Raw genomic sequence first — 12,891 nt, forward strand, 5'->3', positions numbered from 1 at the left:
CATGGTTCGGAGTCTACGATGCAGACCGTCAATCTGGTGGAGGCTAAAGCTCATCTCAGTCGTCTGGTCGACCTGGCAAAGGATGGAGAGTCCGTCCGTATTCTGCGTCGCGGCAAGGTGGTTGCGCAACTCGTAAAACCTGAGCCCGTGCGTAAACGGATTGTCGTGAGTGCTCTGCGCTCACTGACCGACGCTATGACGCTGCAAACAGAGTCTGCCGCAACCGCTGTCCGCGACATGCGTGACGAGGCGAGATATTGAGCGTCTATATTGATACATCGGTTCTGGTGGCGGCCCTTACCAATGAGCGGGAAACTTCCCGGATGCAGGACTGGCTTGGCGCTCAGACACCTGAAGATCTTTTCATCAGCGATTGGGTCGTGACGGAATTTTCCTCTGCGCTGTCGATCAAGCTTCGAACGGGGCAAATTACCGTTACCGATCGCGCGAATAGCCTGGCCATGTTCACACGTCTGTGTGCTGACAGTATCGGGGTGTTGCCAGTGACTAGTCAGAATTTCCGGACGGCGGCAAGGTTTTCAGACCAGTATGCTCTGGGTCTGCGGGCCGGAGATGCCCTTCATTTGGCGGTTTGTGCGGATCAGGGCGTGACACTGTGCACTCTGGATCGCCGCCTTGCCGATGCAGGCCCGCAGGTCGGTCTGGCAACTATGCTGCTGTAATCGAAATTGGCCGTAGCTGTAGCACTGATATTTCTTTCCTGTTCGGAAATGAGAATGTTTATCGGGATCTACGCTCCAGCGTCAATATTAAGGCCACAGCTTCCAGATAAGGAATTCTCTTTGGGATGATGGAGTGACGTTCACAAGATGGCATCCATCATGATCCAGAGGACTTTCCTATCGGAGTGTGGAATGTAGCTTCTACGAATTGTAAAAATAATTGATGTAGCATGTGATATCCACCGTCCATTTCTTATTGATGGCGGTTGCGGAGAAGCGCTGTCCCAGCAGGTTAGATTCGATGGCATGACTCCGAGCAGATAGGCATCAGAGTCATTGGGTTGCGATGGCTTTAGATTCTCATAGCAAAATCGGAATAATTTTTTAATAAAATCAATGTGTTGAGGCGTACGAACTGCGGGGCTCAAACCCACTGAAGTAAATCGTACAATCCGTAACATATTGTTTCCAAACAATATTCTGAATGCTTATGTAAGACTTTGTGTGAAATCGGTTAAGGTTTTTAAGGGAAGCAAATATTGTGACACACAAGCTTACTTTTGTGTCCGTCGTCGAAAGATTTGGGACTATGGATGGTGTGAGATAACGGAGGGTCTGGCCCATCTGATTATGATGTTTAGGCGGCGCGCTGCTGATGAAGCAAGCGTCGTTTCTGGATGGTAGCTCTTTTGATGCGCTCACGTTCGAGCAGGATTGTCTGCCCCCGTCCGAACCAGACATCGGCCGGCGTGAGATTATTGAGGCTCTCGTGATAGCGGCGCTGATTATAGTTTTCGACGAATGCCTTGATCTGGCTTTCGAGATCTCCATGCAGATAATAATGCTCAAGAAGCACGCGGTTCTTGAGCGTCTGGTGCCAACGCTCGATCTTTCCCTGTGTCTGGGGATGATTGGGAGCGCCACGCACATGATCCATGCTGTTCTGATTTAGCCATTTCGCGAGTTCGTCAGCAACATAACAGGGGCCGTTATCGGAGAGCAGTCGCGGCCGGTGTCTGATCTCGAGCTTTTCCGAAGCCATATATCTCATGCGGGGTCTCCCCATCCCCGATCATGCTTTTTTTAAGCAGGGTAATCCCCCCATTTTTAGTGGGGTTCTGACTGAGAATTCAGGCAGCTGCTTTTAGTTTCTGGACGGGCGTGAACCCGCCGTTCCCCATGTTGGGTCTGTCATTGTTATATGTCCAGAGCCATTGTGTTGCGACCTCCTGTACGTCCTGAATGCTTTCAAACAGATGCTGCTCCAGCCATTCCTGCCGGACAGTCCTGTTGTAGCGTTCAATATAGGCGTTCTGCTGCGGATTACCCGGTTGCGTATAGATCAGGGTAATCCCCTTCTTTTCGGCCCATGAAACCAACGTATGACTGACATATTCCGGGCCATTGTCCATTCGGATAGCCTCTGGCCTGCCACGCCACTCCATAACCTGCTCCAGACAGCGGACAACCCGACAGGCCGGCAGGGAAAAATCGACCTCTATCGCCAGTCCTTCACGATTGAAGTCATCCAGAATGTTCAGGAGCCGAAAAGCGCGTCCATCCAAAAGTCTGTCCGCCATAAAATCCATGGACCAGACCGTGTTGGGAAGGAGCGGAACCGACAGCTTTTCAGGCTTTTCGCGAACCAGACGCCTGCGGGGTTTAATCCGCAGGTTGAGTTCCAGTTCCCGATAAATCCGATAAACCCGCTTATGATTCCAGACCTGTCCCTGCACGTTACGCAGATACAGAAAACACAGGCCAAATCCCCATCTCCTGTGAGCCTGGGTCAGTCCCACCAGAAGATCGGCAATCCTGTCGTTCTCCGCTGCCAGTCGTGGACGATAGCGAAAGCAGGTCTCGGATATCCCAAAAATCCGACAGGCCAGCGCAATGCTGACCCCGTGATGCGCCACAGCCTGTGCGGCCAGTTCCCGGCGCTGGGCTGGCCGCTTCATTTTTTTCCCAGGGCTTCCTTCAGGATATCCGTCTGCATGCTCAGATCCGCATACATCCGCTTCAGCCGACGGTTCTCTTCTTCCAGAGCCTTCATCTGACTGATCATCGAGGCATCCATGCCGCCATATTTCGCGCGCCACCGGTAAAACGTCGCGTTGCTGATCCCATGCTCCCGGCACAGGTCAGGAACCGAGACGCCACCTTCAGCCTGGCGGATCACGCCCATGATCTGGGCGTCCGTAAAGCGATCACTCTTCATCAGAATCTCCTCATCCTCACGTTGAGAAAATTCTCATTCAAACGCCACTCTTTTTATGGGGGATTACCGCATCAAAGCGCTCAAACAGTCTTTCAATGGCCCCTGCCTGTGTCAGGCGTTCACGGAACAGCTACACCGTTTTGGCATCAGGCACATGGTCCGACAGCCCCAATCCCAGAAAACGCATGAACGACAGACGGTCGTTGATCAGATACTCCATCCGTTCGTCGGACAAATTGTTCAGCGTCTGGATCATCAGAATTTTGAACATCAGTATCGGATCAAACGGGGGCGTCCGCTTTTGCTCCCGTCCGAATAGGCCAAAGCTTGCTCCAGATCCGGGCGGAACACTTCAAAATCCACAGTTCGGGAAAACGCTTCGAGTTGGTCACTAAGCCCGCTCAGCCGGGCAAGTTGCTCTTCAACATCAAAAAAACGGGCTGTTTCATGATCCATACCCCAATCAACTCAGGGGAAATGAAATCACAAAGGCATTATCAAAACCAGAGAGTTTTTCGAACCCTCCAGGTCCAAATCGGGATCGATTGCTTTATCCTGGGGCTCTCTACCCTGACCATCGACCTCGCTCATGTCGGGCTGTCCGCCATCAGCGGGGGCGTGGCAACGTTCCATCGGCCGGGTCGCTATGCCGGATATTAAAATCTGACGAAAAATAAATGATTTTCTGGATTTCAGTCGAAAACCATCGATTTTTTTATGTATTTTTTCAACTCGTCAAGGAGCAAGCGCACGCTCTTCTTGATGTGGCTCCTAGATGGAAGAACGGCATAGAGGGATATCGCTTCGCCCTGATATTCCGGCAGAATGCGTACAAGGCTGCCATTCTGTAGATTTTCATGTGCATCGCATAAGAGTTTATATGCAATGCCTTTGCCCGATAAAGCCCAGTCGTGGATGATTTCCGCGTTTGTACTGCTGAGCGAAGGCGTGACGGTGAGAACGTGAGAATGCTCTTTGTTTTCCAGAACCCACTGATTGATCACTTCCATGGTTTTGTAACGTCTCAGGCAAAGGCAGGTATGCTGACGTAATTCGTTCGGTGTGCGTGGCTCGCCGTTTTTTATGATATATTCAGGGGATGCGCAGAGCACCCGGACAGTTGAGGCGATTTTCGTAACGATCGTGCCGGTCGCTTCCGGCAAGCCGACACGAATGATGATGTCGAGATAATCGGCAAAATCGTAAGATCCTTCGGAAGCAACAGCAAGATTAAGCTGAAGGCCATGGTATTTCTCATGAAAGTCCGCAATGAACGGCGCCAGCTTGTTTCGCCCGAATTCGAGGGGGGCCCCGATGCTGAGCGCCCCTTGGAGGAGTTGATCCGATTGGATCACTTCGGCCTCAAGCCGATCGGTTTCTTCAACGATTTTTTTTCCACCATCATAATATAATTGCCCGGCGTCACTGAGATGAAAGTGCCGTGTATTGCGTATGACGAGAGCGATATCCAGCCGTGCCTCCAGTCGCCTCAGCCTTCGGGAAACGGCCGCCGGAGAGGCACCCAGTCGCTTGCCTGTAGCCGTTACACCGCCGGCATTAACCAGATGCATGAAAAAAGCGACATCCGTCAGATCGTCCAAAGCCATGTTTCTGTTCCTGAAGCGGGTCGTAGTCGCATTGTCCTTATAGGATGATGACACAAAAAATACTTGTATCACACGCAATAGTTATTTGCGCCCAAAGCCGGTGGCCAAGCGACTCGTTCTGAATATGATCCAGCTTGAGAAAAATTGATGGGACATCGAAGATGAGCGTCGCGCTACAGGTCAAGCCTGAGCAGGAAAAAGCACTGGCACAAGAGATCGTGGGAACCTGGACGCTGGTTTCGTATCAAGTGGAGTTGCAGGCAACCGGCGAATTTATCGATGCCATGGGAGACCATCCGCGAGGACGAGTCATTTTCACTAAAGATGGTTGGGTTGCTTTCAATCTTGAAGGGACCGGACGTGAGGCTGCCACGACAGACGAAGAGCGCGCTCATCTGATGAGCACCCTTGTCGCCTATATCGGGCGTTACAGGATCGAAGGCAATCAGTGGGTAACCAGTGTACAGACGGCGTGGGCCCCGGAATGGGTCGGAACCGAGCAGCGTCGTACGGTCACGATCACGGGTAACGACGCACAGGTTGTGACACCGTGGCGCAAGATGCCAAACTGGGCGAAAGATCAGATGTCACGCAGCATCATCAGGTTCGCTCGCGCGCAGTGATGTTGTCACTCGCAACACGGTCCCTCTTCACCGATGCGAAATTGCGCGTGGTCAATGGGATGGATCTTAAATTCCTCTGGCTCGACATCGAACGGTTTCTGCTTGAGAATGAATTGAAAATAGATAGGGCGATCAAAAAATTCGTGCTGGCAACAAGCCTGGACGACGGACGAATTGTTGCCAGCGCCGGGCTTGATGAAAATGTTATTAAATGTGTATGCGTCGATAAGAAATATCGGGGTACGGAGTTAAGTCTCAAAGTCGGTACCGAGATCGTCAAGCAGGGACTCGAGGCACGGTACGACGATCTGTTTCTTTATACAAAACAAGAAAACTCTAAAAAGTTTCGTGGGTGGGGCTTTTCCCCCCTGGTGGAGATTCCAGGGGCTGTCACATTCATGGAGTATAATAGAAACAGACTGTCCGATTATCTGGAAAATCTTTCCAGAAAAAAGAAAGAAGGTGGTCGGGTCGGTAGTGTCGTCATGAATGCCAACCCGTTTACGAACGGGCATCGTTATCTGGTCGAAAGGGCATGCAGGGAGTGTGATTGGGTGCATGTCTTTCTGGTCAAGGAAGATGTGTCTTATTTCTCATACCAGGATCGCCTCAATCTTGTACGAGAAGGGCTTTGCGATATTGCGAACGTCATCATCCATGAGGGCTCCGACTATATCGTCTCTCACGTTACATTTCCCCAGTATTTTCTTAAAGATGATGATCAGGTAAACCAGCAGGCTTCTGCCGTCGATGCACTGATGTTTCGCCAGTATATTGGTCCGGCGCTCGGTATCACTGTCAGATATGTTGGTACCGAGCCGCTGGATAAAACGACTCGAATGTATAATAGAGTTTTGAAAAAATATCTTTCAGAATCGTTATGCGTGCAGAAATCAATACAGCTTGAAGAAATTGTAAGAATAAAATGTGATGGCAAAGTTGTTTCAGCGTCCCGCGTTAGAGAGCTGATTAAAGAACATCAATATGAATCTGTCCGGTCTCTGGTGCCATGTTCAACGTTTGCTTTTATCAAGCAGAATTTCATGAGTTCGGACAAAAAGAAGGATGCATCATCATGAAGATCAAGCAACGAGGAATAGCCGGTACGTTGGAGTCGAGTGACATCCTAGTCGTGGTTTCTCCTGATGACGGAAATGAGGTTCAACTCATGCTTCAGAGCAAAGTTGAAAAACAGTACGGTGCGGCCATCCGACAGCTTGTGACAGAGACGCTGGAAAAGCTCGGCGTAACTGGAGTTGCTGTCGATGTGAAGGATCAGGGAGCTCTGGATTGTGTCATTCGGGCTCGTGTCCAGGCTGCTGTCTTTCGGGCCGCAGGAGAAAATAAAGTGAATTTCGAGGTTGTGTCATGAGATTGCGCCGGAGCATGATGTTCATTCCGGGTGACAGCGCTGGAATGCTCTCCAATTCCTATATTTATCGACCTGATTCCGTCATGTTCGATCTGGAAGATGCCGTCAGCCTGGCCGAGAAGGATACGGCGCGCCTTCTGGTTTTCAATACGCTGAAAGCCAACCTCTACGGTGGCATCGAAACTGTCGTACGCATCAATGGTGTCGAAACTCCGTTCTGGGAAGATGATCTTGACATGGCTGTCCGCGGCGGTGTCGAGGTCATCCGTCTGCCCAAGACGGAAAGCGTTGCCGACGTAAAAGAAATTGAAAATCGTATTGAAAATATAGAAAAATCTTGTGGTCGTCCCATAGGTGATACGAAAATCATGGCAGCTATCGAATCTGCATGTGGTGTCGTCAATGCAGTTTCTATTGCATCATGTACGCCCCGCATGATCGCCATTGCCCTTGCGGGATTTGACTACCTGGTGGATATGCAGACATCGCGGAGCTCCGGAAGTGAACCCGAATTGTTCTATGCACGTGCGGCCGTGTTGCATGCTGCGCGCGCTGCAAAAATCGATGCATTCGATGTTGCTTATGGAAACGTCAATGATGAAGAGGGATTCCTGAGAGAGGTCGCCATTGCCAAAAATCTTGGTTTTAATGGAAAGTCCCTCATTCATCCGCGCCAGATTGAGCTTCTCCATAAGGCCTATGCCCCAACGACGGGCGAGGTCGATCACGCCCGGAAGGTCATTCAGGCTGCGAAAGACGCCGAAGAAAAAAATCTGGGCGTCGTTTCCCTTGATGGAAAAATGATTGATCCGCCGGTTATTCACGAGGCTCAGCGCGTCATTCTTCTATCCGATCACTCGTGAGGGAGGGTTCAATGTCATACAATCAACAGTGCACCGCAGAATACGCTTCCAGAAATAACCTTCCAGAATTTGAAGGTGTATTTGCGAAATCGCCGCAACTCGCGAGCCCGTCCACGAAGCGCCACAGAAAGCTTTTTCCGTCTCTTGAAGAGGCAATTCGTACGTCGGGTTTGCGGGATGGCAGTACGGTGTCCTTTCATCACGCCTTCCGGGAGGGCGATAAGGTTTTGATGCATGTCATCAAGACGTTATCCGATCTCGGTTTTAAAAATCTGACGATTGCACCAAGTTCTTTGCTGAACTGCCATGATGGCCTGGTTGAGTATATCCGCTCCGGCGTGATCGCTAAAATCTTTACATCGGGCTTGCGAGGTGAACTGGGCGAGGCTGTTTCCAAAGGTTTGATGGATGTGCCGGTGCAGGTTCATTCTCATGGCGGCCGTGTTCATCTGATTCAAACGGGCGAAATTTCCATTGATGTTGCATTCCTCGGGGTGGCGTCATCCGATGAGTTTGGCAACGCGAATGGCAGTCATGGCGAACTGAGTTGTGGTTCGCTCGGCTATGCCAAGGTGGATGCTGCGCACGCGCGGTATGTTATCGCGATGGCTCAGGAACTGGTGGATTTTCCGAACTATCCCGCCAGCCTTTCCCAGGATCAGGTAGATGCGGTCGTCACGGTGGACGAGGTGGGCGATCCGTCTCTGATCAGCGTTGGGGCTGCACGGTTGACGAAGAACCCCCGCGACTTGCTTCTGGCCCGTATCGCCGCCTCTGTAATCGAGCATTCAGGATCGTTCAAAACCGGCTTTTCCATGCAGACAGGATCAGGAGGAGCCGCTACCGCAACGACCATCTTTCTCGGGGAAAAGATGGTCGAAAAAAATATCAAAGCGAGTTTTGCCTTGGGTGGCGTGACGGGCCCCATCGTGGATCTGCTGAACAAAGGCATGATCGGCGCGATTGCAGACGTGCAGTCGTTTGATGTGACCGCAGCACAGTCATTGAGAGAGAATGCTGCACATTGCGAGATTTCGGCGAATGAATATGCGAATTCATCATCCAAGGGCGCTTATGTCGATCGTGTCGACGTCGTGTTGCTGAGTGCGTTGGAGGTTGATATCGATTTCAATGTCAATGTGCTGACAGGCTCTGATGGAGTGCTGCGTGGTGCGTCAGGTGGTCATTGCGATGTTGCCGCTGCAGCCAATTTGACGGTTATCGTGACGCCGTTGCTCAGGTCGCGGATGCCGTGTGTAGTCGAGCATGTCAATACGGTCGTGACTCCGGGCAGCACCGTGGATGTCGTTGTAACTGACCACGGAATAGCGGTGAATCCCAATAATCAAGCTCTCGAAAAACGTCTCCGCGACGCGAAGCTTCCGGTCTTGAGTATCGAGGAACTGAAAGATCTCGCCATCAGCCGCGCCGGCAAGCCGGAACCGATCGCCTACACGGACAAGATCGTTGCGGTCGTACGGTATCGTGATGGCAGTGTCATGGATGTGGTGCGCCAGGTGGCCCGATAATGACGAGAGATCGGCCTGATGCGTTGGCGGATGGCTCTGTCCCATTTTCTGCCCTGCTGGCGGCAAGGGAAGCGCGCGCGTACAGGCAGTATCTCCTGCTGGAGGACTGTGAGTGTCCTCTGATTTCGCTGACGATCGTGTCTCCGGGTCCGGTCAAATCGTCTCTATTGATCGATAAAGTGTTTCATGTCGGAGTGACGACACTCCATGCGGCGTGTGACGGTGCTGGTCTGAGGATCGATACGCAGCGTTTCTCACATTCGGCAGCAGGACCGGAGGCGCTCTGTGTCGTCAGAGGGATCGAATCCGAGGCGCTGAAGCAGATCGCCGTGAACCTCGAAGATACGCATCCGCTCGGGCGGCTGTGGGATCTGGATGTGATCGAGCCAGGCATGAATGTTCTGTCGCGGGAGCAGTTTGGCCTGCCAGCGCGGCGATGCTTAGCCTGCCAGGAAAACGCACATTTCTGTGCACGCAACCGTCAGCACCCCTTGCCGGTTCTGGAGACCAGTATGAAGCGGATTCTATCCCTCTATGAAGAGGGCGTATCGGTATGACCGCCGTCATGACAATCGGCGAGAGAGTCTCGGAGATAGCGCGAAAAGCTTTGGTCAGAGAGATTGATCTGACCCCCAAGCCCGGTCTCGTCGATCGCCATGATAGCGGTGCCCACCGTGATATGGATTACCCACTTTTCCTGTGTAGTATCGAAGCAATTTCGCCCTTTTTAGAGCGTTTCTATCAGCAGGGATGTGAAACGGCCTTTCAACCGGCTGATCGGACACTGTCGGCTCTGCGCGCGACTGGTCTCGCGTGCGAACGGCGTATGTTTCAGAAAACAGGCGGGATTAATACACATAAGGGGAGTATTTTCTCTCTCGGCCTCCTGTGTGGGGCTGTCGGGAGAGTCGTGGCTGGTGGGCAAGAACTGAGCATTGAACGAATCTGCACAGAAGTCGCGTATATCTCTAAGGATATCGTCTTGAATGATTTCGGATGCCAGGGCAACACATCCAGTGCGACGGCGGGCGAGAAGATTTATCGACGATACGGATTGGCCGGGGCTAGAGGAGAGGCGGAATCTGGTTTTGTCACTGTTCGGACATATGCGCTGCCTGCTTATCTCTCGGCTCTTTCCGAACATGGCCCATCCGGTCGCGCAGACCTTGTCGCATTGCTGACTCTGATATCCAAAAATGGAGATACAAATATTATCTCCAGAGCGGGTCTGGCTGGGCTTGATTTCTCCAGAAAATGTGCAGAAAAGGTGTTGAATATTCCATCTTCTATTGATGATGAGGTTTTTTTTGAAAATGTTTTTAATATAAATAAGATATTTATTGATAAAAATATTAGCCCGGGTGGAAGCGCCGATCTTTTGTCGGTGTTGTTTTTCTTGACGGATGTTGAGGCAGCTTTTTCAAAAATGTGAGGTCGTATGTTAGAGACTATTTGTGGGGCTGTCTTCCCTGTGGTCCTCTCCATGGCGTTGGGATACTTGGGTGCCGCCTGTGGTATGTTCAATCGCGATCAAGCAACCGCTCTCAACCGAATGGTACTGAAATTCGCACTGCCGATGGATCTGTTTGTCGGTATTTCCAAAATTGACCGTCAGCAAATTCTCAATTCTGGTAGCTTTGCGGCAATTATTATTGGCTGGATGATTGTCAGCTTTCTGCTGACGTACTGGCTTTCGCGCTTTGTCTTCAAGCGCTCCGTCTCCTTGAGCACGCTTCAGGCACTTGCCGTTGGAAACCCTTCAGTTCCATTCGTTGGTTCGGCTGTATTGGGTTTTCTATTTGGTGAAAAAAGCGCGCTCGCCGTGTCTTTGGCAAGCCTGACCATTAATGTTGTCTTGATACCAATTGTTTTTTTCTTCTGGCCAGCGATAATAGGGAGACGCTCGGAGGTGAGGGAGGATGGACCTCGCATCTCAAGCAGGCCTTCAAGCAGCCAGTCGTCCTCGCGCCGCTTCTGGCATTTTTCTGGGTTCTGTCCGGCGTGCCCGTCCCAAAGCTTTTGGACACTTCCTTGATCATGCTCGGTAAAACGACTGGGGGAACCGCAATGTTTTCCGCCGGTATTTTATTGTGCCTGATGAAACCTGTGTTGAACAGAATGGTCATCACGTCGGTTGTGATCAGAAACGTTGTCGTGCCACTCGGTGCTTGGGGCCTTGCACTCGTGGCGCATCTGTCGCCGTTTTATCTGCGGGAAGTCGTTCTGACATTTGCGATGCCGTCGGCCTCTGTCATCGTGATTCTATCGAGTCAAATTAAAAAGGGGGAGCGTGAGGCCGCATCTACGGTGTTTTTCTCCACCATCGCCGCTGTTTTTAGTATGGGCGCTCTGATCGCGCTGACATCCTGAAGATCTTCTGTAGCGTCCAGAGGTATTCGGACAGTTTTTGGGTTGAATAAGCTATAACCCGGTTGTTGTTATGCTGCCATTCTGACGGCGCCGCTGTTGGCCCTCTGGTCCGGGGTTAACCCCCCGGACCAGAGGGCGGCGGCACGTCATGATACGCCTTATCGGGCTTACGTCCAGCCAATGCTGAATGAAGCCGCTGTCCGTTGTAATGCACAATCCATCCGGCAAGCGCGGTCCGTAGCTCCGATCCGGTCTCGAACGCGTGCAGGTAGATGCATTCGTATTTCAGCGGTAATCCCCCCTTTTTTAGTGGGGTTCTGACTGAGAATTCAGGCAGCTACTTTTAGTTTCTGAGCGGGTGTGAACCCGCCGTTCCCCATGTTGGGTCTGTCATGGTTATATGTCCAGAGCCATTGTGTTGCGACTTCCTGTACGTCCTGGATGCTTTCAAACAGATGCTGCTCCAGCCATTCCTGCCGGACAGTCCTGTTGTAGCGTTCAATATAGGCGTTCTGCTGCGGATTGCCCGGTTGTGTATAGATCAGGGTAATCCCCTGCTTTTCGGCCCATGAAACCAACGTATGACTGACATATTCAGGGCCATTGTCCATTCGGATAGCCTCGGGCCTGCCGCGCCACTCCATAACCTGCTCCAGACAGCGGACAACCCGACAGGCCGGCAGGGAAAAATCAACCTCAATCGCCAGTCCTTCACGATTGAAATCATCCAGAATGTTCAGGAGCCGAAAAGCACGTCCATCCAAAAGTCTGTCCGCCATGAAATCCATGGACCAGACTTCGTTGGGAAGTGCTGGGACCGACAGCTTTTCGGGCTTTTCGCGAACCAGGCGCCTGCGGGATTTAATCCGCAGGTTGAGTTCCAGTTCCCGATAGATCCGATAAACCCGCTTATGATTCCAGACACGTCCCTGCACATTGCGCAGATACAGGAAACACAGGCCAAATCCCCATCTCCTGTGAACCTGGGTCAGTCCTACCAGAAGATCGGCAATCCTGTCGTTCTCCGCCGCCAGTCGTGGACGATAGCGAAAGCAGGTCTCCGATATCCCAAAAATCCGGCAGGCCAGCGCAATGCTGACCCCGTGATGCGCCACAGCCTGTGCGGCCAGTTCCCGGCGCTGGGCTGGCCGCTTCATTTTTTTCCCAAAGCCTCCTTCAGGATATCCGTCTGCATGCTCAGATCCGCATACATCCGCTTCAGCCGACGGTTCTCCTCTTCCAGAGCCTTCATCTGACTGATCATTGACGCATCCATGCCGCCATATTTCGCGCGCCATCGGTAAAACGTGGCGTTGCTGATCCCGTGCTCCCGGCACAGGTCAGGAACAGAGACGCCGCCCTCAGCCTGGCGGATCACGCCCATAATCTGGGCGTCCGTAAAGCGATCACTCTTCATCAGAATCTCCTCATCCTCACGCTGAGAAAATTCTCATTCAAAAGCCACTCTTTTTATGGGGGGATTACCGGACCAGCAGCTCTCTGACTTTGCAGGAGACATCTGCGAGGAGCTTGGGGCTGATCCCGAACGAACCACCTTCGTGATTCATCAGAAAGACGGAAAAACCCATGGCCATCTCCTGCTTCCCGAGTAGCAGAATTCTCACG

General features: G+C 51.8%; 12 protein-coding genes and 4 pseudogenes. 10 read left to right on the top strand and 6 right to left on the bottom strand.

Annotated elements, in window-relative coordinates:
* Window positions 1-18 precede the first annotated feature (18 nt).
* Both ASN_RS12005 and ASN_RS12010 read left to right on the top strand, forming a co-directional pair.
* Complete coding sequence (locus tag ASN_RS12005) at window positions 19-261, top strand: type II toxin-antitoxin system Phd/YefM family antitoxin (protein ID WP_058988309.1); 243 nt, start codon at window positions 19-21, stop codon at window positions 259-261.
* The gene (locus ASN_RS12010) at window positions 258-683 is read left to right on the top strand and encodes a type II toxin-antitoxin system VapC family toxin (protein ID WP_058988310.1); all 426 of its coding nucleotides are present in this window, start codon (window positions 258-260) and stop codon (window positions 681-683) included. Before ASN_RS12005 ends, ASN_RS12010 begins: the two co-directional genes overlap by 4 nt.
* A 637-nt stretch (window positions 684-1,320) precedes the next feature.
* Here ASN_RS12010 and ASN_RS12015 read toward each other — a convergent pair.
* From ASN_RS12015 to ASN_RS12040, 4 genes and pseudogenes are all read right to left on the bottom strand, one after another.
* Window positions 1,321-1,704, bottom strand: a pseudogene (locus ASN_RS12015) (integrase core domain-containing protein); the annotation flags it as partial.
* A 109-nt stretch (window positions 1,705-1,813) separates the two neighbouring features.
* Window positions 1,814-2,901 (bottom strand): IS3 family transposase gene (locus ASN_RS12020; protein ID WP_099048309.1). Its coding sequence is split into 2 segments (ribosomal slippage): window positions 1,814-2,640 and window positions 2,640-2,901, totalling 1,089 coding nucleotides; the frame shifts between segments, so codons are not numbered across the junction.
* A gap of 61 nt (window positions 2,902-2,962) precedes the next feature.
* A pseudogene (locus ASN_RS12030) lies at window positions 2,963-3,350 on the bottom strand (transposase); the annotation flags it as partial.
* 243 nt (window positions 3,351-3,593) lie between these two features.
* A complete protein-coding gene (locus tag ASN_RS12040; protein WP_025829317.1) occupies window positions 3,594-4,508 on the bottom strand; it encodes a LysR family transcriptional regulator in 915 nt (304 codons plus the stop codon).
* 161 nt (window positions 4,509-4,669) lie between these two features.
* Between ASN_RS12040 and ASN_RS12045 the strand changes: the two genes are divergently transcribed.
* From ASN_RS12045 to ASN_RS20480, 8 genes and pseudogenes are all read left to right on the top strand, one after another.
* Window positions 4,670-5,131, top strand: a complete 462-nt coding sequence (locus tag ASN_RS12045) for a lipocalin-like domain-containing protein (RefSeq protein ID WP_157765176.1) — start codon at window positions 4,670-4,672, stop codon at window positions 5,129-5,131.
* Window positions 5,059-6,210 (top strand): [citrate (pro-3S)-lyase] ligase, encoded by a 1,152-nt coding sequence (gene citC, locus ASN_RS12050; protein ID WP_157765177.1) that lies wholly within the window; start codon window positions 5,059-5,061, stop codon window positions 6,208-6,210. Before ASN_RS12045 ends, citC begins: the two co-directional genes overlap by 73 nt.
* Complete coding sequence (gene citD / locus ASN_RS12055) at window positions 6,207-6,503, top strand: citrate lyase acyl carrier protein (RefSeq protein WP_035374961.1); 297 nt, start codon at window positions 6,207-6,209, stop codon at window positions 6,501-6,503. The genes citC and citD overlap by 4 nt, the downstream gene beginning before the upstream one ends.
* Before the next feature lie 14 nt (window positions 6,504-6,517).
* Window positions 6,518-7,366: an aldolase/citrate lyase family protein gene (locus ASN_RS12060; protein WP_231888585.1), complete on the top strand. Its 849-nt coding sequence runs from the start codon at window positions 6,518-6,520 to the stop codon at window positions 7,364-7,366.
* Between the two features lie 11 nt (window positions 7,367-7,377).
* Window positions 7,378-8,895, top strand: a complete 1,518-nt coding sequence (citF, locus tag ASN_RS12065) for a citrate lyase subunit alpha (RefSeq protein WP_025829312.1) — start codon at window positions 7,378-7,380, stop codon at window positions 8,893-8,895.
* The gene (gene citX / locus ASN_RS12070; RefSeq protein ID WP_025829311.1) at window positions 8,895-9,452 is read left to right on the top strand and encodes a citrate lyase holo-[acyl-carrier protein] synthase; all 558 of its coding nucleotides are present in this window, start codon (window positions 8,895-8,897) and stop codon (window positions 9,450-9,452) included. The genes citF and citX overlap by 1 nt, the downstream gene beginning before the upstream one ends.
* Complete coding sequence (gene citG, locus ASN_RS12075) at window positions 9,449-10,327, top strand: triphosphoribosyl-dephospho-CoA synthase CitG (RefSeq protein WP_025829309.1); 879 nt, start codon at window positions 9,449-9,451, stop codon at window positions 10,325-10,327. Before citX ends, citG begins: the two co-directional genes overlap by 4 nt.
* Before the next feature lie 51 nt (window positions 10,328-10,378).
* Window positions 10,379-11,265: pseudogene (locus tag ASN_RS20480) on the top strand (AEC family transporter).
* Between the two features lie 68 nt (window positions 11,266-11,333).
* Here the strand turns inward: ASN_RS20480 and ASN_RS18955 are convergent.
* Together ASN_RS18955 and ASN_RS12090 are read right to left on the bottom strand one after the other, a co-directional pair.
* Window positions 11,334-11,554 (bottom strand): annotated as a pseudogene (locus ASN_RS18955) (integrase core domain-containing protein); the annotation flags it as partial.
* Between the two features lie 40 nt (window positions 11,555-11,594).
* Window positions 11,595-12,682 (bottom strand): IS3 family transposase gene (locus tag ASN_RS12090; RefSeq protein ID WP_099048310.1). Its coding sequence is split into 2 segments (ribosomal slippage): window positions 11,595-12,421 and window positions 12,421-12,682, totalling 1,089 coding nucleotides; the frame shifts between segments, so codons are not numbered across the junction.
* Between the last annotated feature and the right edge of the window lie 209 nt (window positions 12,683-12,891).

The organism is Acetobacter senegalensis (assembly GCF_001499615.1).
GTDB lineage: Bacteria > Pseudomonadota > Alphaproteobacteria > Acetobacterales > Acetobacteraceae > Acetobacter > Acetobacter senegalensis.